The organism is Streptacidiphilus jiangxiensis, from assembly GCF_900109465.1.
GTDB classification, from domain to species: domain Bacteria; phylum Actinomycetota; class Actinomycetes; order Streptomycetales; family Streptomycetaceae; genus Streptacidiphilus; species Streptacidiphilus jiangxiensis.
The window spans coordinates 86979-113571 of the sequence record NZ_FOAZ01000022.1 but is presented as its reverse complement, the minus strand read 5'-3'; the positions used below and the strand labels follow the sequence as shown (position 1 = coordinate 113571).

At 71.4% G+C, this 26593-nt stretch carries 22 protein-coding genes; 11 read left to right on the top strand and 11 right to left on the bottom strand.

Translation table 11 applies throughout. The annotated features are described in order from the left end of the window. Window positions 1-2: 2 nt before the first annotated feature. The 7 genes from BMY61_RS33785 to BMY61_RS33750 all read right to left on the bottom strand — a co-directional run bounded on the left by BMY61_RS33785 (window position 3) and on the right by BMY61_RS33750 (window position 10997). Window positions 3-1673, bottom strand: a complete 1671-nt coding sequence (locus BMY61_RS33785) for a peptide-N4-asparagine amidase (protein WP_082015269.1) — start codon at window positions 1671-1673, stop codon at window positions 3-5. 87 nt (window positions 1674-1760) lie between these two features. Then, window positions 1761-4133 (bottom strand): ricin-type beta-trefoil lectin domain protein, encoded by a 2373-nt coding sequence (locus BMY61_RS33780; protein ID WP_161791297.1) that lies wholly within the window; start codon window positions 4131-4133, stop codon window positions 1761-1763. Between the two features lie 131 nt (window positions 4134-4264). Beyond that, entirely contained in the window at window positions 4265-5425 is a 1161-nt protein-coding gene (locus BMY61_RS33770; RefSeq protein WP_042452383.1) for an XdhC family protein, read from the bottom strand. Window positions 5426-5497: 72 nt separating this feature from the next. Further along, a complete protein-coding gene (locus tag BMY61_RS33765) occupies window positions 5498-6976 on the bottom strand; it encodes an NCS2 family permease (RefSeq protein WP_042452384.1) in 1479 nt (492 codons plus the stop codon). A 276-nt stretch (window positions 6977-7252) separates the two neighbouring features. Then, window positions 7253-9610, bottom strand: a complete 2358-nt coding sequence (gene pucD, locus BMY61_RS33760; RefSeq protein WP_236656245.1) for a xanthine dehydrogenase subunit D — start codon at window positions 9608-9610, stop codon at window positions 7253-7255. Then, entirely contained in the window at window positions 9607-10095 is a 489-nt protein-coding gene (locus BMY61_RS33755) for a (2Fe-2S)-binding protein (protein WP_042452386.1), read from the bottom strand. Before BMY61_RS33755 ends, pucD begins: the two co-directional genes overlap by 4 nt. Further along, window positions 10092-10997: an FAD binding domain-containing protein gene (locus BMY61_RS33750; RefSeq protein ID WP_042452388.1), complete on the bottom strand. Its 906-nt coding sequence runs from the start codon at window positions 10995-10997 to the stop codon at window positions 10092-10094. Before BMY61_RS33750 ends, BMY61_RS33755 begins: the two co-directional genes overlap by 4 nt. Window positions 10998-11262: 265 nt before the next feature. Here BMY61_RS33750 and BMY61_RS33745 point away from each other — a divergent pair, with 265 nt between their 5' ends. From BMY61_RS33745 to BMY61_RS33735, 3 genes are all read left to right on the top strand, one after another. After that, a complete protein-coding gene (locus BMY61_RS33745) occupies window positions 11263-13290 on the top strand; it encodes a M3 family metallopeptidase (RefSeq protein ID WP_042452392.1) in 2028 nt (675 codons plus the stop codon). Between the two features lie 477 nt (window positions 13291-13767). Then, window positions 13768-15333, top strand: a complete 1566-nt coding sequence (locus BMY61_RS33740) for a PucR family transcriptional regulator (RefSeq protein WP_042452395.1) — start codon at window positions 13768-13770, stop codon at window positions 15331-15333. An 87-nt stretch (window positions 15334-15420) separates the two neighbouring features. Next, window positions 15421-16518, top strand: coding sequence for an ROK family glucokinase (locus BMY61_RS33735; RefSeq protein WP_236656255.1), 1098 nt, complete (start codon window positions 15421-15423; stop codon window positions 16516-16518). Between the two features lie 110 nt (window positions 16519-16628). Here BMY61_RS33735 and BMY61_RS33730 read toward each other — a convergent pair whose 3' ends face one another. Continuing rightward, window positions 16629-17099: a GNAT family N-acetyltransferase gene (locus BMY61_RS33730; RefSeq protein ID WP_042452400.1), complete on the bottom strand. Its 471-nt coding sequence runs from the start codon at window positions 17097-17099 to the stop codon at window positions 16629-16631. A gap of 114 nt (window positions 17100-17213) precedes the next feature. On the opposite strand from BMY61_RS33730, the gene BMY61_RS33725 reads away from it, so the two are divergent. From BMY61_RS33725 to BMY61_RS33710, 4 genes are all read left to right on the top strand, one after another. Further along, a complete protein-coding gene (locus BMY61_RS33725; RefSeq protein WP_082015270.1) occupies window positions 17214-18635 on the top strand; it encodes an ammonium transporter in 1422 nt (473 codons plus the stop codon). Beyond that, window positions 18632-18955, top strand: a complete 324-nt coding sequence (locus BMY61_RS33720; protein WP_042452403.1) for a P-II family nitrogen regulator — start codon at window positions 18632-18634, stop codon at window positions 18953-18955. The genes BMY61_RS33725 and BMY61_RS33720 overlap by 4 nt, the downstream gene beginning before the upstream one ends. A gap of 128 nt (window positions 18956-19083) precedes the next feature. Continuing rightward, a complete protein-coding gene (locus BMY61_RS33715; RefSeq protein ID WP_042452405.1) occupies window positions 19084-20289 on the top strand; it encodes an alpha/beta hydrolase family protein in 1206 nt (401 codons plus the stop codon). Next, window positions 20286-20918, top strand: coding sequence for an MBL fold metallo-hydrolase (locus tag BMY61_RS33710; RefSeq protein WP_042452407.1), 633 nt, complete (start codon window positions 20286-20288; stop codon window positions 20916-20918). The genes BMY61_RS33715 and BMY61_RS33710 overlap by 4 nt, the downstream gene beginning before the upstream one ends. A 28-nt stretch (window positions 20919-20946) precedes the next feature. Here the strand turns inward: BMY61_RS33710 and BMY61_RS33705 are convergent, their stop codons facing one another. Together BMY61_RS33705 and BMY61_RS33700 are read right to left on the bottom strand one after the other, a co-directional pair. Further along, window positions 20947-21561, bottom strand: a complete 615-nt coding sequence (locus tag BMY61_RS33705; RefSeq protein ID WP_052439016.1) for a phosphatase PAP2 family protein — start codon at window positions 21559-21561, stop codon at window positions 20947-20949. A 17-nt stretch (window positions 21562-21578) separates the two neighbouring features. Continuing rightward, a complete protein-coding gene (locus BMY61_RS33700; RefSeq protein ID WP_042452412.1) occupies window positions 21579-22235 on the bottom strand; it encodes a DedA family protein in 657 nt (218 codons plus the stop codon). Window positions 22236-22370: 135 nt separating this feature from the next. On the opposite strand from BMY61_RS33700, the gene BMY61_RS33695 reads away from it, so the two are divergent. From BMY61_RS33695 to BMY61_RS33680, 4 genes are all read left to right on the top strand, one after another. Next, window positions 22371-22739 carry a BlaI/MecI/CopY family transcriptional regulator gene (locus BMY61_RS33695; RefSeq protein WP_042452415.1) on the top strand — a complete coding sequence of 123 codons (369 nt, stop codon included), beginning with the start codon at window positions 22371-22373 and terminating at the stop codon, window positions 22737-22739. A gap of 35 nt (window positions 22740-22774) precedes the next feature. After that, complete coding sequence (locus BMY61_RS33690; RefSeq protein ID WP_042452416.1) at window positions 22775-23191, top strand: secondary thiamine-phosphate synthase enzyme YjbQ; 417 nt, start codon at window positions 22775-22777, stop codon at window positions 23189-23191. Window positions 23192-23372: 181 nt separating this feature from the next. Continuing rightward, window positions 23373-24179, top strand: coding sequence for an SGNH/GDSL hydrolase family protein (locus BMY61_RS33685; protein ID WP_425314723.1), 807 nt, complete (start codon window positions 23373-23375; stop codon window positions 24177-24179). Window positions 24180-24190: 11 nt separating this feature from the next. Then, window positions 24191-24565 (top strand): VOC family protein, encoded by a 375-nt coding sequence (locus tag BMY61_RS33680; RefSeq protein WP_042452422.1) that lies wholly within the window; start codon window positions 24191-24193, stop codon window positions 24563-24565. A gap of 7 nt (window positions 24566-24572) precedes the next feature. Here the strand turns inward: BMY61_RS33680 and BMY61_RS33675 are convergent, their stop codons facing one another. Next, entirely contained in the window at window positions 24573-26414 is a 1842-nt protein-coding gene (locus BMY61_RS33675; protein ID WP_042452425.1) for an AMP-dependent synthetase/ligase, read from the bottom strand. Window positions 26415-26593 lie beyond the last annotated feature (179 nt).

The following is a 26593-nucleotide window of genomic DNA, read 5'->3' as shown; positions in this document are numbered from 1 at the left end:
CCTCAGCCGCAGCCGGTGACCCGGTCCAGCGTCACGTAGCCGTGGGCGGCGCGGATCAGGTGGTCGAAGCAGGCGCCGGTGTCCGTCGTCCCGGTCCAGTGCTCGGAGTCGCGGCCGTCGGCGGCGGTGACGACGCCGTTGGTGCGGGCCAGGACGCCGGTCGCGTCGACGACGTCGTGCGTCCGGTCGACGATGCGCCAGTGGTCGCCCTGCAGGACGCTGTCGTCCAGGATGCGGCCCTGGTGGACGGTGGCCGAGAGGGAGTAGTTGTTGCCGTCGGTGAAGACCGGCACGTCGGAGTCGACGGTGATCGGGTAGTCCCAGCTGTGCCGAGTCGCCGTCGCGCGGCCGTGCTGCGGGTCCGTCGTCACGACCGTCGCGCCCTGCTCGCGCTGCGCCACCACCTGCTTCTGCCCGCCGCTGGAGATCGCGTCGGTGTTGAGGTAGCTCGCGTGCTGGGTCACCGTGGTGCGGATCCGCCCGGAGGACGTGTCCAGCCAACCCGCCGTCGTCCAGTCACGGTTCGCGCTGACGCGGACGTCCACCAGGTCGCCCGCGCCGGGGGTCTCGGTCGTGGTGACGGTGGGGCTGAGCGAGAGCGTGTCCTTCGTCAGCGCGCCGGAGGTCTGGGCGGCGTGGTGGTCGGTGTCGAGGAAGAGCGTGCTGTCGACGGTCCAGCCGTCGGCCGCGCCGTAGGGGGTGACGGTGAAGGTGTGCGGCTTGCCGTCGACCAGCAGCCCGGCGAAGGGCGTCAGGTCCAGGCCGTAGGCCTGGGTGACGAACTGGTCCACGGCCGGGATCGGACGCCACAGCGTCGGCACGATCCCGCCGGAGTAGACGACGGGGTACGGCTGCGCGATGCCTGCGGGCCGCCCGTCCACCGAGACCTGCACCTCGCGGTAGGGGCCGCCGCCGCAGAGGTAGTTCGGGTACTTGCCGGCGAGGTCGTCGGGCGCCGAGGTGAACCACTGCTCGTCGCAACCGCCGCCGCGGGCGTAGACCTCCATGCCGACGTGCGTGAGGTTGCGCGGCAGGGTGACCGTCCTCGACGAGGACTGGCCGGGGTTGAGGTAGGTCCAGCCCGCGTCCGTGGTGGAGGCGGAGAGCGGCACGACCTGGTCGGCGGTGTGCGCGGCCGGGTGGCGGTGGTCGGCCTGGTAGTAGGTGAGCGTCAGCTTCATGTGGTAAACGCCGGTGTAGGTGGAGTTGACCACGTTGCCGAGCGAGACGGCGATCGGCTGCGTCTGACGCAGCAGCGGGATGAACTCCGTGACGTCCTTCTGCAGGGACCAGCTGATGCCCTGGGCGGTCGGCTCGGGCGTGCTGGTGCGCAGCACCTCGGCTCCGCCGATCCACACGCCCGCGAGCCGGTCGTACTGCCGGCCCTGGACGCTGCCGGACCAGGTGAGCACGACCTTGTTCCACGGTCCGGCGCAGTCGGCCGGCGGGGTGAGGGTGCCGCTCCAGGCGGGGGAGGAGATGGTGTTGCCGAAGTCGTTCTGCATGGCGGTGACCGTGCAGTGGTGGGTGTCCGGCGCGCTGATGGGTGGCAGCGCGGTCACCGGGTTCTGGTAGCTGGTCTCGATGCCTGGTGCGTCGGCCCGGGCTGTTCCCGTACCGAGCAGCGCGGCACAGAGCAGGGCGGCGGTGCCGAGCACACGTGTGATGCGCATGGGGTTCCCTCCCGTCGATCTTGACTGGGTGGTACGGGAGGGAACCCTGGCACCCCTACGCGGGGAGACACAAGAGGGCGTGGCGGCCTACCCGTTGACCGCCACCGTCGCCGTCCGGCCCGGCGCCACCGTCACGTCGGCGTAGGTGTACGTCACACCGTCCACCGTGACGGTGCGGGCCGGTCGCGCGCTGCCGTCGACGGTGATCGAGGTGTGCACGCCGGCGAAGCGGGCCTGCCAGTGGCGGGCGGTGGTACCGGTGTTGGTCAGCACGCTGCGGGTCTGCCCGTCCTGGCGGAGCGTCACCGTCCCTTCCCCGACCGGGATCGAGGCGACCTGGAGCCAGCCGATCGAGCCCGGCAGTTCTGAGGCGGTCACCAGGGATGCGGCGTTCGCGCCGGGCTGGACACCGAGCAGGCCCTGCACGGTCTGCGAGAGCAGGGTGAACGGGATCTCCGGGTAGTCGCCGTTGAGCATCCGGCCGCTGGCGTGGACCTGGTCCACGCTCGCGTAGATCTGCTGCATCCACTTCCACGCCGTCGCGCCGTCGTGGCCGGCGAAGAAGGTGTCGGGGAGGTAGGTGTAGCCCTCCTCGTTCTGCGAGCGGTCGGGGCCGGAGTCCTGCTGGTCGATGAAGGAGAGGTAGTTCGTCAAGCGCGGGCCCGGGTCCAGCAGGTGCTTCATCGGCATCAGCAGGCTGGTCTCGTAGCCCCAGTCGCTGATCGGGTTGCCGCTGGTGTCGTAGGCGTGGACGACGGCGCCGGGGTGCTTCGGGTCCACGCTCCAGGTGGAGTTGAACCAGGCCTTGAGTGTCGTCGCGTCCTTCGCGTACACGGCCGCCTGCGCCTTCTCGCCCTTGGCCCGGGCCAGCCCCGCGGCGCCGAGGTAGGCCTGGTACTGGGAGGCGAGCTCGTCCCCGGCCTCGGCGTAGGTGGTGCTGCCGTTCTCCGCGTAGCTGGCGATGCCCGCGAAGATGTCGTTGCTGGTGGCCTGTGGCACGGGCACCGGCCCGGCCGGCAGCGGGCCGGTCTGGCGGGGGATGAACGGGCCGAGGGTGTCGGCGACGTAGCGGCTGAGCACCGGGTCGTTCAGGTAGTCCTGGTCGCCGGTCCAGGCGTAGGCCTCGGCGGTCTTCTGGACCAGCTCGAACGGGGCGGGCAGCTCGCGGACGAAGGAGTTCGGACCGCCGTAGTCGATGCTGCCGAAGGTCTTGGCGTCGAAGTTGACGGACCAGACCGGGAAGTCGCCGTTGGTGGCGTTCGCGGACGCGGCGAAGGCGCGCAGCATGGTCTTGTTCTGTGCGTCCAGGCCCAGCAGGTGCGCGCCGAGCATCTGGTGGGCGAAGTCGCGGATGTAGAAGTCGGAGCGGAAGGGATAGCCGGCCCAGTACGTGGTCGCGTAGGTGCCGGTGCTCGCGCCCGAGGGGTTCCACTCGTCCATGTCGATGACGCCGGGCGCGCCGGCCTGCTGCACCCAGCTGTTCGCCTTGGTCTTGGCCCAGTCGAACATCGAGACCAGCCGCGGGTCGGAGGAGGAGACCTGTGGGTCGTTGGGCGCAGCGGGCGCCACCGCGGCGTCGTCGACGTTGACCCACCCGGTGGGGGAGGAGCCGACGGCGAGGGTCACCCGGTCCCCGGCCGCGAGGTGCACGCCGGGCAGCGAGTACTTGGCGTAGACGGGCTGCTGGGGGAGCGTCAGCGTCCGTTCGGTCGTGCCGTTGACGCTGACGGAGAGGGTCGCACCGGGCCGCGCGGTGGCGATCCATGCGGAGAGCTCGTAGGAGCCGCCGGTGGCCGCGGTGACGGTCTGGCTGATGCTGTAGCCGGTGCCCGCGTCGAGGTAGCCCAGGTGGGTGCCGGTGTGCGGGTTGTTGCGGCCGACGCCGGTGTGCTCGGAGAAGTCCCATCCGGTGGTGCCCTGCTCGAAGCCCGGGTTGGCGAGCAGCAGCGGCTCGGCGGAGGTGAGAGTGAACTGCTGCGCGTCGCTGGTGTCGCAGCGGTCCGTGCGCAGCGCGCCGTCGGCCTGCCCGGAGGCGGTCAGGCACCGGCCGCTGCTCTGCGCGACGAGCGTGTAGGCGCCGTGGTCGGCCGGGACGGGTGTGAACTGCGCGCTCGGCGGGACGCTTCCGCAGTCCTCGGTGGTCACCGCCGCGCCGTCGGCGGCGACGGCGCAGCGGTCGGTCGCGACGTCGATCAGCATGTAGCGGGCGGGCGTCTCGCCGGCGGCGGTGGTCTGCCACAGGCGCCACCGTTGGGTGAGCAGGCCCTGACAGGCCGCCGAGGTGATCTCGGTGCCCGCCGCGTACTGGCCGAAGCCGGTGCCGAGGCACAGTCCGCTCCGGGCCGAGGTGATCACGTAGGAACCGTTGCTCACGGGCGCGGCGGCGTGGGCGGGCGCGGCCGCGACGAGCGGGGTGCTCAGGACCGCGAGGGCCACGGGGAGGGTTCGCGCGAAGCGCATGGGCTCTCCTTCGAGGGGAGCGACAGGAATCGTCAGTACCATAGTTATGTGAAATGGCACTGAGATCGACGTCCCGGGGGATTGACAAAAGCGCCCCACCCATCATGGGTGGAGCGCTTTCTGTCGGTCCGTCAGGCAATCCGGCGGGGCTCCTCGACCTGCCCGCGGTGGTCGTGGTGGATCGGGCCGTCGTGGGCGGAGAGCGGCAGGCAGCCGCCGCCCCGTCGATGCGCGACGATCTCGGCGGCGACGGCGACGGCCGTCTCCTCCGGGGTGCGCGCGCCGAGGTCCAGGCCGATGGGCGAACGCAGCCGGTTGATCTCCACCTCGGTCAGGCCCGCCTCGCGCAGCCGGTCCAGGCGCTCGAGGTGGGTGCGGCGCGAGCCCATCGCGCCGACGAACCCGAGCGGCATCCGCAGCGCCCGCTCCAGCAGCGGGATGTCGAACTTGGCGTCGTGGGTGAGCACGCACAGCGCGGTCCGCGCGTCCAGGCGCCCGGCCGCGGCCTCCGCGTCCAGGTAGCGGTGCGGCCACTCGACCACGACCCGGTCCGCCTCCGGGAAGCGCCGCTCGGTGGCGAAGACCGGGCGGGCGTCGCAGACGGTCACGTCGTAGCCGAGGAACTTGCCGACCCGGGCGACGGCTCCTGCGAAGTCGATCGCGCCGAAGACGATCATGCGAGGGGCCGGAGTGTAGGACTCGACGAAGAAGACCGCGGCCTCCTCGGAGTTCGGGTCGCAGGGACGGCCGTCGAGCCCGAAGGTCAGCTGCCCGGTGCGGCCCGCGTCGAGCATCGCCCGGGCCTGGCGGACCGAGGCGTCCTCCAGCAGCGGAGAGTTGAGCGTCCCGTGGTGTGCGTCGCCGGTGACGGCCAGCGTCGCGCCGAGCAGGTGCGCCGGGCCGCTGATGCAGCGCACCAGGGCGACGGGCGTGCCGGAGTGGACGTAGGCGAGGCCGGCGTCCATGCCGTCGTCGGCGCCCGGGCGGACCGGCTGGACGAAGACGTCGATGATCCCGCCGCAGGTGAGGCCGACCGCGAAGGCGTCCTCGTCGCTGTAGCCGAAGCGGTGCAGCACCGGCTCGCCGGTCGTCAGCGCCTCGCGGCACAGCTCGTAGACGGCGCCCTCGACGCAGCCGCCGGAGACGGAGCCCACGGCCTCGCCGTCCGCGTCCACAGCCAGTGCGGCGCCCGGGTCGCGCGGGGCGCTCCCGGACACGGCGACGACGGTGGCCACGGCGAAGCTGCTCCCGGCGGAGTGCCAGGCGGTGAGCTGCTCGGCGATGTCCTGCACGGTGGCGCTCCTTCAGACGGTTCAACGGGTGGTGCCGGGCCGCCCTCACGGTCAGGGCGGCCCGGCCTCGGCTCAGTGGATCCCGAGCCAGAGCTTGATCGGGTGCAGGGCGAAGTAAACGAGGAAGACCGCGGTCAGTCCCCACATCAGCACACCCGGCTCGCGCCAGCGGCCACGGCCGGCCTTGATGGCGCAGTAGGCGATGACGCCCGCACCGACACCAGCGGTGATCGAGTACGTGAACGGCATCAGCGCGATCGTGAGGAAGGCGGGGATCGCCACCTCGCGGTCGTTCCACTCGATGTGGCGGGCCTGGGCCAGCATCATCGAGCCGATGACGACCAGGGCGGCCGCCGCGACCTGACCGGGCACCATGCCGGCCAGCGGGGTGAAGAACAGCATCAGCGCGAAGACCAGGCCGGTGACGACCGAGGAGAAGCCGGTGCGGGCCCCCTCGCCGACGCCGGTCGCGGACTCGATGAAGACCGTCTGGCCGGACGCGCCCGCCACACCGCCGATGATGCCGCCGGTGCCGTCGACGAACAGCGCCTTGGACAGACCCGGCATCCGGCCCTGCTCGTCGGCCAGGCCCGCCTCGGTGCCGATGCCGATGATGGTGGCCATGGCGTCGAAGAAGCCGGCCAGCACCAGGGCGAAGACCGCGAAGCCGGCGCTCAGGGCGCCCATGCCGTGGCTGCCGAACGCACCGAACAGGTCGATGTGACCGAAGAGGCCGAAGTCGGGCGAGGCGACCGGGTTGCCGGGCCACTTGGGCACGGACAGGCCCCAGACCGCGTCCGGCAGGTTCAGCGCGGCCTGCAGGATCAGCGAGAGCACGGTGCCGAAGACGATGCCGATGAGGATGGCGCCGGGGACCTTGCGGGTCTGCAGGATGAAGATGGTCAGCAGGGTGATCGAGAAGATCAGCACCGGCCAGCCCTGCAGGTTGTCGCCGACGCCGAGCTGCAGCGGGGTCTCGCTGTGGGCGGCGTCCGGGACGCGGGACACGAAGCCGGCGTTGACCAGGCCGATCAGCGCGATGAAGAGGCCGATCCCGATGGTGATGGCGTGCTTGAGCGCCATCGGGATGCCGTTCATGATCTTTTCGCGCAGGCCGGTGATGACCAGCAGCACGATGGCGGCGCCGTAGATGACACAGAGGCCCATGGCCTGGGGCCAGCTGATATGAGGCACCATCACCGCTGCGAGGGTGTTGGAGACGCTCAGACCGGCGGCCGCGGCGAGCGGCGCGTTGCCGACGACGCCGAGCAGGATGGTGGTGATCGCCGCTGCCAGGGCGGTGGCGGTGGTGACCTGCGCGTGGCTGAGGTGGGCCCCGTTCACGTCCGGTACGGACAGGATGATCGGGTTCAGCAGCAGGATGTACGCCATCGCCATGAAGGTGGTGAGACCACCTCGGACCTCGCCACCGAGGGTGGACCCTCGGGCGGAGATCTTGAAGAAGGCGTCGATCACGTTCTTCGGCTTCGGCGTCGACCCTCTGTTGGGGTCGTCGGAGTTGAGGCTGGGTTCCGTGGATGTCTGGGTCACGGTTCCACTCCCAAGTTTCGAAGGGGTTTGGGGTGGAGCGGCCGGCCTGGGTGACCCTCTAGGCGGGGGAACAGGGGACGGTGCGGCGCGCTTTTCTGCAGGTGCTTCCGGGGTTCACTGGCCTCGGCGAAGGCGTCGTGCCGGATGGTGCGGGGTCCATCGTTTGCTTTCTCTGCGGTGCGTGCGGTGGTGCGGTGGTGCGGTGGTGCGACCCCGGGGCGGGGCGCGGGAAGACCTGACATGGAGTGCCTCGCCCCGGGGTGGTTCGGGTGGCCCCTACTCGCCGGTGCCGGTCAGGTGCTCGGGGCGAACCGGGACCCGGTTCAGTGCGAGACCCGTGGCCTGGCGGATCGCTGCCACGACCGCCGGCGTCGACGAGAGGGTGGGTGCCTCGCCGACACCGCGCAGCCCGTACGGGGCGTGCTCGTCGGCGAGTTCGAGGACGTCCACCGGCTGCGGCGGGGTGTCCAGGATGGTGGGGATGAGGTAGTCGGTGAAGGACGGGTTCCTGACCTTGCCGTCCTTGACGACGATCTCCTCCATGACCGCGAGGCCCAGGCCCTGGGTGGAGCCACCCTGGATCTGGCCGACCACGGAGAGCGGGTTGAGCGCCTTGCCCACGTCCTGGGCGGCGGCCAGCTCGACGACCTTGACCAGGCCCAGCTCCACGTCCACGTCCACCACGGCGCGGTGGGCGCAGAAGGTGTACTGGACGTGGCCGAAGCCCTGCCCGGTCTCCTTGTCGAAGGGGACGGTCGGGCGGTGGTGGTGCTCGCGGGTCAGGTCGATGGCGCTGTCGCCGAGCAGGTCCGCGATCGGCACCAGCGCGCCGGCGGAGGCGGAGACCACCTTGCCGCCGACCAGCGACAGGTCGTTGTAGTCCCAGCCGTAGCGCTTGCGGCCCAGGGCCAGCAGCTCGTTGCGCACAGCCTCGGCCGCGAGCTTGACGGCGCCGCCGGTCATGTAGGTCTGGCGCGAGGCGGAGGTCGAACCGGCCGAGCCCACCTCGGTGTTGGCGGGGTGGATGGTGACCCGCTCGACGCCGAGCTCGGTGCGGGCGATCTGGCCGTGGACGGTGACGCCGCCCTGGCCGACCTCGGCCATGGCCGTGTGCACCATGGCGACCGGCTCGCCGCCGATGACCTCCAGGCGCACCCGGGCGGTGGAGTAGTCGTCGAAGCCCTCGGAGAAGCCGACGTTCTTGATGCCGACCGCGTAGCCGACGCCGCGCACGATGCCCTCGCCGTGCGAGGTGTTGGACAGCGCGCCCGGGATGTCACGGACATCGAGGTGCGTGGTGTCCAGGGCCGGCGGCAGCGGCAGCGCCTTGACGCGGCGCAGCAGCTCGGCGACCGGGGCCGGGGAGTCGATCTCCTGGCCGGTCGGCATGATCGAGCCCTGCTCCACGGCGTTGAGCTGACGCAGCTCCACCGGGTCGATGTCCAGCGCGGCGGCCAGCTTGTCCATCTGCGCCTCGTAGGCGAAGCAGGCCTGGACCGCGCCGAAGCCGCGCATCGCGCCGCAGGACGGGTTGTTGGAGTAGAGGGCGACCGCCAGCATGTTGACGTTCGGGATCTCGTACGGGCCCATGCCCAGCGAGGCCGCGTTGCCGACGACCGCGGGGGAGGCGGAGGCGTAGGCGCCGCCGTCCAGCACGATGCGGGCGTCGCAGTAGACCAGCTTGCCGTCGCGGGTGGCGCCGGTCTCGTAGGTCAGCTTGGCCGGGTGGCGGTGCACGTGCCCGAAGAAGGACTCCTCGCGGGAGTACACGATCTTGACGGGCTTGCCGGTGCGCTGGGCCAGCAGGCAGGCGTGGATCTGCATCGACAGGTCCTCGCGGCCACCGAAGGCGCCGCCGACACCCGCGAGGGTGAGGCGCACCTTGTTCTCCGGCAGGCCGAGGACAGGCGCGATCTGCTCGCGGTCCACGTGCAGCCACTGGGTGGCGATGTAGAGGTCGATGCCGCCGTCCTCGGCGGGCACCGCCATGCCGGACTCCGGGCCGAGGAAGGCCTGGTCCTGCATGCCGACCACGTAGTCGCCCTTGATGACGACGTCGGCGAGCGCGCGCACCTCGTCGGTGACGCCGAGGCCGGAGATCACCTTCTGCGAGTGGACGATGTTGCCGGAGGCGTGGCCCTTGTACTCCGAGGGCTCGTGCACGTACCCGTGGGTCTCCGGGTCGAGGCACTGCTCCTCGGTGGTGATCGTCGGCAGCAGCTCGTACTCGACCTTGATCTTGGCGAGCGCGCGTCGGGCCGTCTCCGGGTGGTCCGCGGCCACGATGGCGATGGCCTCGCCGTGGTAGCGGATCTTGCCGGTGGCCAGCGCCGGCTGGTCCTTGATCTCCAGGCCGTAGAACTTCGAGCCCGGGATGTCGTCGTAGGTCATCACGGCCTGCACACCCGGGTGCTTGACGGCCTCGGTGATGTCCACGGAGAGGATCTTGGCGTGGGCGTGCGGCGAACGCAGCGCCATGCCCCAGAGCATGTCCTCGTGCCACATGTCCGAGGAGTAGGCGAACTCGCCCTTGACCTTCAGGATGCCGTCCGGGCGCAGCGGCGAGCCGCCGATACCGTCCGGGTGGGCGGTGGTGATGTTCTGGAGGTTCTTCTCGGTGCGGATCTGGCTCACTGGGACACCTCCGAGCTCGAACACTTGCGGGCCGAGGCGAGGCGGACGGCGTCCATGATCTTCTCGTAACCGGTGCAGCGGCACAGGTTGCCGGAGAGGGCCTCGCGGATGTCGTTGTCGCTGGGCTGCGGGTTGCGCTCCAGCAGGTCGTGGGACTGCACCAGCAGACCGGGGGTGCAGAAGCCGCACTGCACGGCGCCGGCGTCGACGAAGGCCTGCTGGACGTCGTCCAGACCGGTCTCCGGGTCGGCCAGGCCCTCGACGGTGCGGACCTCGCGGTCCTGCACCTGGCCGGCCGCGACCAGGCAGGAGCAGACCGGGGCACCGTCGAGGTAGACGGTGCAGGAGCCGCACTCGCCCTGCTCGCAGGCGTTCTTTGAGCCCGGCAGGCCCAGGCGCTCGCGCAGCATGAACAGGAGGCTCTCGCCCTCCCAGACGTCGTCCGCCTCGACCTCGCGGCCGTTGGCGGTGAAGGTCACCCTCATGCTGCGCTCCTCAGGGACTGCGTGTACTCGTTCCAGGTCCAGGTCAGGGTCCGCCGGGCCATGACCGCCAGCGCGTGGCGGCGGTAGGCGGCGGTCCCGCGGACGTCGTCGATCGGGGAGGCGGCGGCGGTGACCAGCTCACCGAAGCGCTGGATCGCGGCCGGGCCGATCAGGGCGCCGGACTCCCACAGGCCGCGCTCGGCCAGTTCGCCGGCGATGAACTCCTCGGCCTCCACCGCACGGCGCGGCGTCGGGGCCGCAGAGCCGATGCCGGTGCCGACCGTGCCGTTCTTGGGGTGCAGTGCGATACCGAAGGCGCACACCGCGATGACCATCGCGTTGCGGGTGCCGATCTTCGAGAACTGCTGCGGGCCGTCGGCCACGGGGATGCGGACGGCGCGGATCAGCTCGTCCGGCTCCAGGCTGTTGCGCTTGACGCCGACGTAGAACTCGTCGATCGGGATCAGGCGGGTGCCGCGCACCGACTCGGCCTCGACCAGGACGTCACGTCCGGCGGCCAGCAGCGCGGGGTGGGCGTCACCGGCGGGCGAGGCGCCGCCGAGGTTGCCGCCGACGCTGCCGCGGTTGCGGATCTGCGGGGAGCCGACGGTGTTGCCGGCCAGGGCGAGACCGGGCAGCTCCCGGCTCAGCTCACGGGTGATCCGGGCGTAGGGGACCGCGGCACCGAGCCGGATCACCTCGCCCTCCTGGCCCTCGAAACGGCCGGACTCCCACGCGGTCAGCTCGCTGATCCGGTTCAGGTCCAACAGGGCGGACGGGCGGTGACGGTCGAAGTTGAGCTCGACCATCACGTCCGTACCGCCGGAGATCGGCAGCGCGGACGGGTGCTCGGCCTTCGCCGCGAGTGCCTCGTCCCAAGTGGCGGGCCGCAGGAACTCCATGCGGGTGACTCCTTCGGTGGGTACGGCAAGCATTGCGTGGGGAGGTGTTCGGGGTATTCGGGGAGGTGTGAGCAGTACACAATCGGGGAGTGGTGTGCCGTCAGTCACTGATGGCATGAGGCGCGCTGCCGAGCCCACCCGGATGGCTGTACTTTTCTCCAACGGTTGGCGAACGGGACACGGCGGGCGGATGGAGCCGGAAGGCTTTACCCTGAGCGCGAAAAGCTGCGGCGCGGCTGACACCCCGCGGCGTAGTGTCTGAGCTGTGACTCAGCCGACGCCGAACCCGTTCCTGCAGCCCAGCCCGCTCCCCTACGAGCTTCCGCCTTTCGCGCAGATCGAGGAAGCCCACTACCGGCCCGCCCTCGAGGCCGGCATGGCCGAGCAGCTCGCCGAGATCGCCGCCATCACCGCGAACCCCGAGCCGGCCGACTTCGACAACACCCTGGTCGCCCTGGAGCGCACCGGACAGCTGTTGCGCCGCGTGCAGCTCGTCTTCGAGAACGTGGTCGCCTCCGACTCCACGCCCGCGCTGCGGGACCTGGACGGGGAGATCCAGCCCCGGCTGGCCGCGCACACCGACGCGATCCAGCTGGACCCCGCGCTCTTCGCCCGCATCGACGCGGTCCACGCCCGCCGCGAGGAGCTCGGCCTGGACGCGAACGAGCTGCGGGTGCTGCGGTACTGGCACAACCGCTTCGTCCGCGGCGGCGCCCAGCTCGACGAGTCCGGCCAGGCGCGCCTGCGCGAGCTCAACGCCGAGCTGGCCACCCTCGGCTCCGCCTTCGAGAAGAACCTCTTCGAGGGCACCCGGGCCGCCGCCGTCGTCCTGGACACCCCCGAGGAGCTCGACGGCCTCCCCGACGGCCAGATCGCCGCCGCCGCCGAGAACGCCAAGGCACTCGGCCACGACGGCAAGTACGTGCTCAGCCTGAAGAACTTCTCCAACCAGACCGAGCTGGCCTCGCTCACCGACCCGAAGCTGCGCGCCCGCCTGCTGGACGCCTCGCTCGCCCGCGGCATCGAGGACAACGGCCCGCTCGCCGTCCGCATGGCGACGCTGCGCGCCGAGCGAGCCCGCCTGCTCGGCTTCGACTCGCACGCCGCCTACGTCGTCGCCGACCAGACCTCCGGCAGCACCGAGGCCGTCGAGTCCATGCTCGGTGGCCTGGTCGCCCCCGCCGTCGCCAACGCCGACCGCGAGGGCGCGGCGCTCGCCGCCAGCGCGGGCGTGGAGCGGGTCGCGGCGGCGGACTGGCAGTACCTGTCCGAGCAGGTCCGCAAGGAGCGCTACGACGTGGACGGCGCCCAGATGCGCCCCTACCTGGAGCTGGAGTCCGTCCTGGTCCGCGGCGTCTTCCACGCCGCGAACCTCGTCTACGGCATCACCTTCGAGGAGCGCCCCGAGCTCGTCGCCCACCACCCCGACGCCCGCGTCTTCGAGGTCCGCGAGGCGGACGGCCGCCCGATCGGCCTCTACATCGCCGACTTCTTCGCTCGCGAGTCCAAGCGCGGCGGCGCCTGGATGCACGAGTTCGTCCGTCAGTCGACCCTGCTGGGCCAGCAGTCCGTGGTCACCAACAACCTCAACATCGCCAAGCCCCCGGCCGGCGAGCCCGTCCTGCTCACCTGGGACGAGGTGCGGACCCTCTTCCACGAGTTCGGTCACGCGCTGCACGGGCTCTTCACCGACGTGATCCACCCCTCGCAGTACATGGAGGTGCCGCGCGACTTCATCGAGTACCCCTCGCAGGTCAACGAGATGTGGATGGAGTGGCCGGAGGTCTTCGGCAACTACGCCCGCCACGTCGAGACCGGCGAGCCGATGCCGGCCGAGCTGGTCGAGCGGGTCCGCGAGGCCCAGAACTTCGGCGAGGGCTTCCGTACCGTCGAGTACCTCGGTGCGGCCCTGCTGGACTGGGCCTGGCACTCCGCCCCCGACGGCGAGGGCGCGGGCGACGCGGAGGCGTTCGAGGCGGCCGCGCTGCGGCGCTTCGGCCTGGCCCACCCGTCCATCCCGCCGCGCTACCGCACCGGGTACTTCGCCCACGTCTTCGCCGGCGACTGGTACTCGGCGGGCTACTACGGCTACATGTGGTCCGAGGTCCTGGACGCGGACACGGTGGAGTGGTTCAAGGAGTCGGAACTCTCCGTCCGCGAGTGCGGCGAGATCTTCCGCCGCGTCCTCCTGGCCCCGGGCGGCTCCGCGAACCCGATGACGGCGTTCGCGACGTTCCGCGGCCGTGCCCCGGAGATCCAGCCGCTGCTGAAGCGGCGCGGACTGGAGGGCTAGGCAAGCGAGCACCATCAGGGGCGCGGGGCCGTGACATGTGCGGCTCCGCCGCGTGGGCGCGACCGGGTCGGTGATGCTCCCGCAAGTGGTTGCACCCATCAGGGGCGCGGGGCCGTGACATGTGCGGCTCCGCCGCGTGGGCGCGACCGGGTCGGTGATGCTCCCGCAAGTGGTTGCACCCATCAGGGGCGCGGGGCCGTGACATGTGCGGCTCCGCCGCGTGGGCGCGACCGGGTCAGTGATACTCCCGCAAGTAGTTGCACCCATCAGGGGCGCGGGGAACTGCGCGACAAGCCACCGGCGTGCGAATGGTCCTCAGCGAGCAGGGCCATCCGCACGCCGGTGGTTTCTCGCGCAGTTCCCCGCGCCCCTTGAGATAGTGCAACCACAGCTCGGATCGATTCCTCGCGCCCCTGGGGGTTCGGGTACCGTCTCCCGGAAGCCCATCCCTTTTGCCGAGTTTCGGAGGTACCCGACGTGCGGATCGGTGCGCTGCTCGCTCCCACCGCACCGCCGATGCGGCTGCTCGCGGGAGGTGAAGAGCTCGACCGCGTGGTGACCGGCGTGATGACCACGGACCTGCGCGACCCCAGTCGGTACCTGCACGGCGGTGAGCTCGTGCTCACCGGAATGCTGTGGCGCTACGAGTCGGAGGACTCCGAGCGCTTCGTCCGCCACCTGGCCTCCGGCGGTGCCGCCGGCCTCGCCGCCGGGGAGGCGGAGGTCGGGCCCGTGCCGCAGGACCTCATCGAGGCATGCGAGCGCCACCGCCTGCCGCTCTTCGCCGTCCCGGACGACGTCGCCTTCGGCTCCGTCGCCGAGTACGTCAACCGCCAGGTCTCCGCCGACCGCGCCGCGGACCTCTCCGCGCTCGTCGACCGCCACCGCATGCTCGTCTCCGCCGCCAGCGGCGCAGGCCTGGACGCCGTGCTCCAGTTGCTCGGCGGTGACGTCGACCTGGAGAGCTGGGTGCTGACGCCCACCGGCCGCCTCGTCGCCGGGCCCGTCGACGGGCTCGACGGGCCCGAGCGGGAGGCGCTGGTGCGCGCGCACCTGGAGGCGCAGCGCCGACGCAGTACCCCGGCCAGCCGCACCCGCGTGGGTGATCGCCAGTTCTCGCTGCTGCCCGTCCCCGGCGGCACGCCGCTCGCGCAGTGGCTGCTCGCGGTCGAGGGCGACATCACCGACTGGACCGCCAAGCGCCGCCAGCTCGCCGAGAACCTGGCCCGCCTGGTCTCCGCCGAGCGCGTCCGCCGCGACGACGGCCGCACCCTGCGGGCACGGCTCGCCGACGAGATGATCACGCTGTTGCAGCGTGACGCCGCGCCGGACGAGCTGCTGCGCGCCATGGAGGCCGCGCACGCGATGAGCAGCGGCCCCGAGCTGCCGCTGCCGCAGAGCTGGGTCGTGGTCTCCGTCGCGGGGCAGGCGCTCGCCGAGGGGGAGGCCCGCGAGGCCGTCGCCGAGGCGCTGACCGGCCTTGACGACCGGGCCCTGGTCGGCGACGACGGCGACGCCGCGGTCGTGGTGCTGCCGCTGCCGCAGGGCGAGCGGACCGCCTCGGAGGTGCTGGCCGAGCTGCTCGCGCCGCTGGAGGCCGGGCTCGGCCCGGAGGGTCGGCTCACCGTGGGTGTCAGCGCGCCCGCCGACGGCGTGGGCGGCCTGCGCGGCGCTCTGGAGGAGGCCCGGCACGCCCGCCGCATCGCCGCGGCCCGGCTCGGCCGCCTGTGCGTCGCGGGCCCGGAGGAGCTGGCCTCGCACGTGCTGCTGCTGGCCGCCGTCCCGGACGAGGTGCGCCGTGCGTTCCGCTCCCGGCTGCTGGACCGCGTCATCGGCTACGACCTCGAGCACCAGGCGGACCTTGTCCGCACCCTGGAGGCGTTCCTGCGCTACGACGGCTCCTGGACCCGCTGCGCGGCCGCGCTGCACGTCCACGTCAACACGCTGCGCTACCGCATCGGCCGGATCGAGGAGCTGACCGGGCGTGACCTCTCGCGCCTGGAGGACCGGGTGGACTTCTTCCTCGCCCTCGAACTGAGCTGATCCCGAATCGCGCCGGGTGCCGGTGACGCGGCAGGATGGACATCCAAGCCACCCACCAGCGCGAACACGGATCGGATCGGACGCGAGTTGAGCAGCGATTACGCCGAGTACGTCCGCAGGACGGCCCTGCGCCTGCCGACGGTCGGCATCGACATCGGCGGCACGAAGATCGCCGCCGGGGTCGTCGACGGCGAGGGCCGGATCCTGGAGCAGCTGCGCACCGAGACGCCCCACAAGAGCAAGAGCCCCAAGGTCGTCGAGGACGTCATCACCGAGCTGGTGCTCTCCCTCGCCGACCGGCACGACGTCCACGCGGTCGGCATCGGCGCGGCCGGCTTCGTCGACGCCCATCGCGCGCGGGTGCTGTTCGCACCTCACCTGAGCTGGCGCAACGAGCCGCTGCAGGCGGCCCTGACGGACCGGCTCAAGCTGCCGGTGATCGTCGAGAACGACGCGAACGCCGCCGCCTGGGCGGAGTGGCGCTTCGGCGCGGGCGCGGGGGAGGAGCACCTGGTGATGGTGAACCTCGGCACCGGCATCGGCGGTGCGATCGTGCGCGGTGGCCGGCTGGAGCGTGGCCGCTACGGCATGGCCGGCGAGTTCGGCCACATGACGGTCGTTCCCGGCGGCCACCGTTGCCCCTGCGGCAACCGCGGCTGTTGGGAGCAGTACTCCTCCGGCAACGCGCTGGTCCGTGAGGCGCGCGAGCTGGCGGCGGCGGAGTCGCCGGTCGCGCAGCCGCTGCTGGACCGCGTCGACGGCGACGTCTCGGCGATCACCGGCCCGCTGGTCACCGAGGCGGCCCAGGCGGGTGATCCCTGTGCGGTCGAACTCCTCCAGGAGATCGGCCAGTGGCTCGGCCTCGGCCTCGCCAACCTCGCCGCCGCGCTGGATCCGGGCCGCTTCGTCATCGGCGGCGGCGTCTCCGCGGCGGGCGAGCTCCTGCTCACCCCAGCGCGGGAGGCCTACCGCCGCAACCTCACCGGCCGCGGCTTCCGCCCGGAGGCGGACGTCCTCGAGGCCCGCCTCGGCAACACCGCCGGCCTCATCGGCGCAGCGGACCTCGCGCGCGGGCGCGCACGGCGCTTCCGTACGGTCAAGCGTGCCCGCGTGGAACGCGCCGCGGCCCGCAGCACGGGCGTGGGGCGTCGCCGCACGCAGTGGTGGACACCTTTGGAACGGTGAGAACCCGCAGGGGCGCGAGGAACTGCGCGAGAAACCAATGGCGTGCGGATGGCCCTGCGCATTGAGGACCATCTGCTCATCAGTGGTTTCTCGCGTAGTTCCTCGCGCCCCTAAAGGGGCAGCTGCATCAGCGTCGTGTCGATCCACCGTCCGTGCTTGAAGCCGACGTTCCGCAGCCGGCCGACCTGCTCGAAGCCGAAGCGGCGGTGCAGGGTGACGGAGGCGTCGTTGCCGGAGTCCGCGATGACGGCGACCAGTTGGCGCAGCTCGGTCTTCCGGCACTCCGTCAGCAACGCGTCCAGCAGCGCGCTGCCGAGGCCCTGGCCCGTGCGGCCCGGGGCCAGGTAGATGGAGTTCTCGCCGGTGAACCGGTAGGCGGGCTTGGGGCGGTACTGGCTCACGTAGGCGTAGCCCGCGATCTCGCCGTCGATCTCCGCGACGAGGAATACCGGCAATTCCTTCGACTGCCAGTCGGCGACGCTCGGCGGCGTCTCCTCGAAGGTGATCACGGTTTCCGTGACGTAGTGGGCGTAGATCGCCGCGACAGCCGCGAGATCGGCGGGTTCGGCGGGTCGGATCACTGGCTCTCCTGCGAATGAAGGTTTTTGCCGCGCAGAAATGCTGACGAAACGTCAGGGAAACGGGCCGAGCCCACCGTCCGGAGAAACGATTCCCACGACGGGAGGCACGATCGCGTGATTCCCTACCCTAGTTGGCTCAACGCGGGCGACAACACGTGGCAGCTGGTGGCAGCCACGCTGGTGGGCCTGATGAGCATCCCCGGCATCGCCGTGCTCTACGCCGGACTGGTGCAGCGCAAATGGGCTGTGAACACCATGCTCATGGCGTTCAGCGCTTTCTCGATCGTTCTCGTGGCCTGGGTGCTCTACGAGTTCAAGATGAGCTTCGGATCACCACTCCACCTCGGCCCCGGGATTCTGAACTCCGCCGTCGGCAGGCCGGGCACGATCACCAGCGCGGGAGCGGAGACCGGAAAGGCCGCGATTCCGCTCGTCAGCGGCACCGGGGCGATGCCGGACTTCCGGTTCCCGCAGTCCACGCTGGCCTACTTCCAGTTCGCCTTCGCGGCCATCACGCCGCTGCTCTTCCTCGGCAGCGTGATCGGGCGGATGAACTTCAAGGCGTGGCTGCTGTTCGTGCCGCTCTGGTCCGGCATCGTCTACTCCGTCAACGCGTTCCTGCTCTGGGGCGGCGGCTGGTGGGCGCAGGCCGGGGCGCTGGACTACTCCGGCGGCTACGTGATCCACCTCGCCGCCGGCACCTCCGGCTTCGTCGCCGCGGCGGTGATCGGGCCGCGGTTGGCCCGGGACCGGGCCAGGGCCGTGCCGAACAACCTGCCGATGGTGGCGGTCGGCGCGGGCATCCTGTGGCTCGGCTGGAACGGCTTCAACGGCGGGGACATGTACTTCGGCGGTCAGAACGCGGCCGCGGCCGTGCTGAACACCAACCTGGCCACCGCCGTCGCCCTGCTGACCTGGCTGCTGCTGGACATGTTCGCCGGGCCGCAGCGCAAGCCGACCTTCCTCGGTGCGATCAACGGCATGATCGTCGGCCTGGTGGCGATCACGCCGGCGGCCGGCTTCGTGACCGGGGTGGGCGCGATCCTGGTCGGCCTGATCGCCTCGGTGATCGTCTGGCTGTCCTGGAACAAGCTGGGGAAGCTGCGCTTCATGCAGAAGGTGGACGACGCCCTGGGCGTGGTCCACACCCACGGTGTCGCGGGACTGGTCGGCGGCCTGCTGGTGGGCCTGTTCGCCGACCCGGCCATGGCGGTCTACTACAACAAGGACGGCAGCGTCTTCTCCGTCGCGGGGCTGTTCCACGGCCACCCCAAGCAGCTGCTCGTGCAACTGGGCGCGGCCGGGACGATCATCGTCTGGGACGCGGTGATGACCTTCGTGATCCTCAAGGCCATCGGCCTGTTCGTGAAGCTCCGCGCCCCGGACGAGGTGCTGGAGATCGGCGACCTCGCGGTGCACGACGAGGAGGCGTACCCCAGCGAGGAGGGCCTGGCCGCCGTAGGGGCGTCGGCGTCGGCGGCGAAGGCGCCGGTGACGGCGGCGGAGCCGGTCGCCGAACCTGCCGCCGAGCCGTGAAGCTGATCACCGCCGTGCTGCCCGCCTCCGGCTTCGAACGGGTCCACGAGGCGTTACGCACCCTCGGCATCCCGGGCGTCACCGTCACCACGGTGTTCGCCCGGGGTGTCGGGCCCGCCCACGACGAGGTCTACCGCGGCACGCGCCGACGGGTCGAGCTCCAGCCGGCCGTCCGCCTGGACCTCGTCACGCCGGACGCGGACGCGCCGGACATCGTCCACGTGATCGCCGTGGCCGGTGTCCGGGGCAGCATCTGGGTCACCCCGGTGGAGCGGGTGGTCCGGATCCGGACCAGGGAGTGGGGCGAGACCGCGCTCTGACCGGACTGTCGGTCATGTAGCCCTCCAGTACTACGGGTTGGTGGCCGCCGGAGCCAGGGGAACAGTCGGGGTCGCGCTCCTTCCCGGCGGTGACGGTCCGTCGGCTGCCACTGCCTAGCGTTCTCGTCATGACCACTCTCCGCAGTGCCGCGACGGCCCTGGCCCTCGCTCTCGTCCTGCCCCTGCCGATCGTCGCAGCCGGTACGGCCTCGGCCGCTCCCGTGCCTGTCGCCGCTCGCGCCGCCGTCCAGCTCGCCCTGCCCCGCCCCACCGGCCCGTACGCGGTCGGCGTCGACGTGCTCCACCTGGTGGACCGGCACCGCCAGGACCCCTGGGTGCCGAGCGCAGGGCCGCGTCAGCTCATGGTCTCCCTGTACTACCCCGCCCGGCGCGGCACCGGCAGGCCGGCTCCCTACATGAACGCCACCGAGGCGAAGCTGCTGCTGGACCAGCGGGCCCCCGGCTCCGGTCTGCCGCCGCACCTGCTCGCCGACACCCGCACCTACGCCTTCACCGACGCCAGGCCGGACCACGGCCGCTACCCGCTCGTGGTGCTCTCGCCCGGCTTCGGGCTGCCCCGGCAGACCCTGACCGCGCTGGCGGTGGACCTGACCAGCCACGGCTACGTCGTCGCGCTGGTCGACCACACCTACGAGGACTCCGGGACCACCTTCCCCGACGGCCGGACGCTCACCTGCACGCTCCTGTGCAGCGACTCGCCCGACGCGCCCGGCCCGGTGGCCATCGCCGACAGCAGGGCCGAGGACGTGTCCTTCGTCCTCGACCAGCTCGCCGGAGCGCATCCTGTCTGGCGCTACGCGCACCTGATCGACTCCCGGCGGATCGGTATGGCCGGCCACTCCCTCGGCGGCGCGGCCACCGTCCCGGTGATGGCCACGGACCGGCGGGTGCGTGCCGGAGCCGATCTGGACGGCGCGATCTTCGACGGGCTGCCGGTCGCCGGCCTCGGGCGTCGGCCGCTCCTGCTGCTCGGCAACTCCACCGACCACACCGTGGGCGGTGGCGAGACGAGCTGGTCGACGGACTGGCCGCTGCTGGACGGCTGGAAGCGGTGGCTGACGGTGACCGGGTCGACGCACCTGGACTTCACCGACCTGCCCGTGCTGGCGGCCGAGGTCGGCTACCCCATCCAGGGGGAGCAGATCGCCGCCGCCCGCTCGCTGGCGATCACCAGGAGCTACGTCAGGGCCTTCTTCGACCTGCAGCTCAAGGGCGTCCCGCAGCCGCTGTTCGACGGGCCGTCCCGCGCCTACCCCGAGGTCGTCTTCCAGCAGCCGGTCCGACCCGGAACGGGCATAAGCTCGGGATCATGAAGCTGACCAAGTTCGGCCATGCCTGTGTCCGTCTGGAGCGGGACGGCAGCGTTCTCGTCATCGATCCCGGCGTCTACAGCGATCCGGTCGCCATGGACGGCGCCGACGCCGTCCTGATCACGCACGAGCACCAGGACCACTTCGACGAGGCTGCGCTCCGCGGCGCCCTGGAGGCCAATCCGGGCCTGCGGGTGTGGACCGTCGGGTCCGTCGCGGCGCAGCTGGAGGGGGTCGGCGCCGGGCGGGTCGCCGTCGTCGGGCACGGGGACGCGTTCACCGCCGCCGGCTTCGAGGTGCAGGGGCACGGCGAGTGGCACGCGCTGGTGCACCCGCACTGGCCGATCGTCGCCAACACCGGATTCCTGGTGGAGGGGATCTTCCACCCGGGTGACGCGCTGACCGTTCCCGACCAGCCGGTCGAGACGCTGCTGCTGCCCGTGCACGCGCCCTGGTCCAAGCTGGGCGAGGTCGTCGACTACACCAACGCGGTCGGCGCGCGGCGCGCCCTCGCCGTGCACGACGGCGGGCTGAGCGAGATCGGGCTCGGGACCGCCGGGTACGCGCTGAACGACATCGCCCCCGGCACGGCGTACGAGCGCCTGGAGCCGGGGGCGTCAGTCGAGCTGTGAGTCAGTGTCGAGGTGCGGACGGTGGCCGTCAGGCGGCCGTCAGCAGGGGGCGCAGCGCGCCGCTCTGCAGCCGGACCACCAGAGGCGGGGCGTAGCGGCGGGCGGCCAGCGTGGCCGGGATGGCGACGGCCGTGCCGACCACCAGGCCGATGACGACGTCGTGCGGGTAGTGCGCGCCGACCCAGACCCGGGAGAAGGCCATGAACAGGGCCAGCACCGAGGCGATGATCCCGAGCTTGCGGTCCAGCACCCACAGCGCGGCGGCCGAGGCCGCCGCGATCGTGGCGTGGTTGCTGGGGAAGGACCAGTCGCCCACGCCGGGGCAGGGCTGCAGGGTGACCGTGTGGGCGATGGCCTGGCACGGTCGGACCTCGGTGAAGACGCTCTTGAGCACGTCGTTCACCACGTAGGCGAGGACCACCGCCACCGGCACCGCCAGCGCCGTCGCCATCGCGGTGGCGCTGCGGGCCTGGCGGGCCTGCCACCAGCCCCAGACCATCAGCAGCGCGAAGAAGCCGAGGCCGAGGGTGGCGTAGAAGGACACCACGTTGTCGAGCCAGTGCGGAGCGCTCTGCGCCTGCCGGGTGATCCAGGTGTACAGACCTCCGTCGATGGAGGCGCCGTTCAGAGCAAGGTTGTTCACGGTGTTCAAGGGGGTGGTCACTCCGCGGAGGCGCTGCTCTTGCGGGAGCGCAGCAGTTCGAGGCCGATCGGGATGAGGGAGACGACGACGATCAGGCCGATGATCGGCAGCAGGTACTTGTCGATGTTCGGGATGCTGGAGCCGAGCGCGTAGCCGGCCATGGTGACGCCGACGGTCCACAGCAGGCCTCCGACGACCTGCCACAGCGTGAACTTCTTCACCGGCACGCTGAGCGCGCCGGCCATCGGGTTGAGCACGGTGCGCACCACCGGGATGAACCGGGCCAGGACGATCGCCTTGGCGTAGCCGTACTTGGCCAGGATTTCCTCGGCCCGCTCCGAGCCGGCCAGCAGGTGTTTGTTCTTGGTGCGGCCCAGCAGGGCTTTGCCGCCCTTCTGGCCGATCATGAAGCCCACCTGGGCGCCGAGCAGCGCGCCGACGATGGCGCAGGCCAGCACGGAGCCGAGGTTCAGGTGGACGCCGTCCTTGCTGGTGGTGCAGAGCAGGCCGGCGGTGAAGAGCAGCGAGTCGCCGGGCAGGAAGAAGCCGACGAGCAGGCCGGTCTCGGCGAAGAGCACGACGGCGATGCCGAGCGCGCCGAAGGCGGCGAGGAGCGAGTTCGCGTCGAGGATGTTCACCGCGAGCTGGTGCACGCCCGAGGGGTCCGGGGCCATGGGGGTCGATCCTCCTGCGATAGTGGCTGCTGGTGTCGGGTCGAATCGTTTATCATCTACACACGTGTAGTCGTTCCGTGTCACTGTAGTGGATGGAACTGTGGAATCGCGAAGACGACGGAAGGTGGTTCCGAGGTGGCGACCGAGGGGCAGCGACGGCATCCGGGTGAGCTGGAGTCGGGCGTGCTCTCCGTGCTGTGGGCCGCGTCGGGCCCGATGACGCCGGCCCTGATCCAGCGGGCACTGGGGGGTGGGCTGGCTCGGACCACCGTCAACACCATCCTCTCGCGCCTGCACGAGAAGGGCGTCGTCGAGCGCACCCGTGTCGGCCGCGCCTTCGCCTACGCCCCCGCGCGCGAGGTCGCAGACGCGCCCGGGCTGGCGGCGCGGCGGATGCGCAGCGAGCTGGAGAAGGAGCAGGACCGCGAGGCGGTGCTGGCCCGCTTCGTCTCCGGCCTCAGCGACGCGGACGAGGAACACCTGCGCCGCCTGCTGGGCGGCTGACGTCTCCCGCGGCGTCCCCGTGGATGATGGGGCGCATGACGTTCAGTACGCGCACGCTCCAGCTCACCACCGGGCACCGCGAGACCGCGGTGGACATCACCGACCACTGCGCGGCGTTCCTCGACGAGGTGGCCGCGGGCGGTGACGGTCTGCTCAACGTCTTCGTGCCGCACGCCACCGCGGGCATCGCCGTGATCGAGACCGGGGCCGGCAGCGACGACGACCTGCTGGCCGCGCTGCGCGAGCTGCTCCCGGCCGACGACCGCTGGCGGCACCGCCACGGCTCCCCCGGCCACGGCCGCGACCACGTCCTGCCGGGTCTGGTCGCCCCGCACGCGACCCTGCCGGTGGTCGACGGCCGGCTCGCGCTCGGCACCTGGCAGTCGGTGGTGCTGATCGACACCAACGGCGACAACCCCACCCGGACCGTGCGTCTCTCCTTCCTCTGCTGACGTCTGCCGACGCAGTTTCACCTGACGGTCTGTCAATAAAGCGCAGCCATTCCACCATTCGTGTCACAACGGTGGCATGGACACTTCCCGCAGTGGTTACCGACTGGTACACAGGTGCGTGACGCGCGTCCACCTGTGCCCCACCCCACAGTCGTGCACCACCACCACAAGTGGAGGTTCCATGCGCATGCCCGCGTCCAGACGACTCCTGGCGAGCACGCTCGCCGCAGGCGCCCTGCTCACGGGCGGCCTCGCCCTGGCGCCCTCCGCCCAGGCGGCCACGGGCGGCTACGTCGCCCTCGGCGACTCCTACTCCTCCGGCGTCGGCAGCGGCAGCTACATCTCCGCCAGCGGCTCCTGCTACCGGAGCACGCTCGCCTACCCCTACCTGTGGCAGAAGGCCCACGCCCCCTCCAGCTTCACCTTCGCCGCCTGCTCGGGCGCGACCACCGCGGACGTGCTCAGCGGCCAGCTCTCCGGGCTGAACAGCGGCACCACCGAGGTCAGCATCACCATCGGCGGCAACGACGCGGGCTTCTCCTCGACGATGGAGACCTGCGTGCTGGACGGCACCAGCTCCTGCCTGTCCGCGGTGAACTCGGCGGAGAACTTCATCAACACCCAGCTGGCCGCCAAGCTCGACGCGGTCTACTCCGCGATCCGCTCCCACGCCCCCAACGCCCACGTGGTCGTCCTCGACTACCCCCACCTCTACGCCGTCCCCGGTGACTGCCTCTTCGGCATCAGCAACACCAGCCGGACCGCGATCAACGGCGCGGCGGACGACCTCGCGTCGGTCACCGCGAAGGAGGTGGCCAAGTACGGCAACTTCTCCTTCGGAGACGTCCGCTCGGCCTTCTCCGGGCACGAGATCTGCACCGACAGCGAGTGGCTGCACAGCACGACCTGGCCGATATACGAGTCGTACCACCCGACCGCCAACGGCCAGTCCGGCGGATATCTCCCTGTGTTCGGCGCGCACGCCTGATACTGGGCGGCATGACCGACGATCATCCTCTGGTCCACCACGTCGAGCTGTGGATGGACGACCTCGCCCTCGCCGAGAAGCAGTGGGGGCCGGTACTGACCGCGCTCGGCTGCGAGCCGTTCCAGAAGTGGGAGAACGGCCGCAGCTGGCGCGCCGGCGGCAGTTATGTGGTGATCGAACAGTCGCCCGCGCTGCGTCCGGGCGGACACGACCGGATGCGCGCGGGCATCAACCACCTGGCCCTCCGGGCGCCCGCGTTGGCGCGTGACTCCGCGCTGCGCTCGATCGCGCTCTCCGTCGGCTGGCAGGAGCGGATCGACACGGGGCAGGCACTGCACCTCGTGGACGGCCAGGGCTTCGAGCTGGAGCTCGTGTACGAAGAGTGAGTCGCCCCTAGTGCGCCGCTGACGCGGCGTCCGAGTACAGGGCATCGATGTCCGCTGCGCAGGCGCGGGTGATGGCGCGGCGTCTGAGCTTCAGTGAGGGGGTCAGCAGGCCCGACTCCTCGGTGAAGTCGATCGGCAGCACGCGGAAGGCGCGGACCGACTCGGCGCGGGAGACCGCGGTGTTCGCGGCCAGCACCGCGCGCTGCAGCTCGGCGTGGATGTCCGGGTCGGCGGCAGCCTCCTGCGGGGTCAGGGAGGGGCGGCCGCGGACCCGCAGCCAGTGGTCCAGGGCCTCGGCGTCGAGGGTGATCAGCGCGGCGACGAAGGGCCGGTCGTCGCCGACCAGCGCGCAGTGACCCACCAGCGGATGCGTCCGGATGCGGTCCTCCAGCGCGACCGGGGCCACGCTCTTGCCGCCGCTGGTGACGATGATCTCCTTCTTGCGGCCGGTGATGTGCAGGTAGCCGTTGCGGTCCAGGTGCCCGAGGTCGCCCGTGGCCAGCCAGCCGCCGCGCAGGGTGCGGCCGGTGGAGTCGGCGTCGTGCAGGTAGCCGCGGAAGACCTGGCCGCCGGAGACCCAGACCTCGCCGTCCTCGGCGATCAGCACGCTCGTGCCCGGGATCGGTGTCCCGACGGTGCCGAAGCGCACCCGCTCGGGTGGGTTCGCGGTGGCGGCGGCGGTCGTCTCGGTCAGCCCGTAGCCCTCCAGCACGGTGACGCCCGCGCCCCGGAAGAAGAGTGCCTGCTCGCGGCTCATCGCGGAGCCGCCGGACATCGCGTAGCGCAGGCGTCCGCCCAGCACCGCGCGGACCTTGCCGTAGACCAGGGACTCGTAGAGCTGGTGCTGCATCCGCAGCGTCGCGGAGGGCCCCGGGCCCTCGTCGAACGCCTGCCGCTCCAGCGCCTCCGCATAGCGCACCGCCGCGTGGTAGGCCTTCTCGAAGGCCGCGGCGCGTCCCGACTCCTCGGCGCGCTGCCGCGCGCGCCGCAGCATCTTCTCGAACACGTACGGCACCGCGAGCAGGAACGTGGGCCGGAACGAGGCCAGCGCGGGCAGCAGGTCCGCGGGTGCGGTGCTCGGCTCGTGCCCGAGCCGGATGCCCGCCCGTACGGCCGCCACCTGGATCATCCGGCCGAAGACATGCGCCAGGGGGAGGAACAGCAGCGTCGCCGGCTCCTCGCCGCCGCGCCCGTCGAAGACCTCGCCGTAGCGGGCGAGGATGTTCTCCACCTCGGCGAGGAAGTTACCGTGCGTCAGCACGCAGCCCTTGGGGCGGCCGGTGGTGCCGGAGGTGTAGATGACGGTGGCGACGGTCTCCGCGACGACGGCCTGCCGGTGCTGGTTCACCACCTCGTCCGGGACGGCCTGCCCGGTGAGGGCGAGCTGCTCCAGCGCTCCCGCGTCCAGCTGCCAGATGTGCTGCAGGTCGGTGAGCCCGTCACAGACCGATCCGACGGTCATCGCGTGGTCCTCGTGCTCCACGACGCAGGCGACGGCGCGGGTGTCGGCGAGGATCCAGCGCAGCTGCTCGGCGGAGGAGGTCGGGTAGACCGGCACGGGCTGCGCGCCCAGCGACCACAGGGCGTAGTCCAGCACGGTCCACTCGTAGCGCGTCCGCGCCATCACGGCGACGCGGTCGCCGAAGCGGATGCCGCTCTGCAGCAGGCCCTTGGCGACGGCCAGCACCTGGTCCCGGAAGGCGGCCGCGTCGACGTCCACCCACCCGTCCCCGTTGCGCCGCGCGAGCACGGCCTTGTCGGGTGTCTCCTGGGCGGTCCGGTAGACGGACTCGGCCAACCCCTCCGCCTTGGGGCATCGGGCCAGCGCCGGAACACTGAACTCGCGCACTGGGCTCCCCCCATCACCGACACCCCGATGGACGGGCGCCCTACCGAAACGGCAAGTTACCTCTCGGAAACATCGCGTGACCAGAGGTCGTCCGCCGACTTCACCGGACTTCCACGCGGCGTGACCAGGCTCTGTTCATGATCCGCTCAAGCGGGATTTTCGATGGACCGATCGGTTGT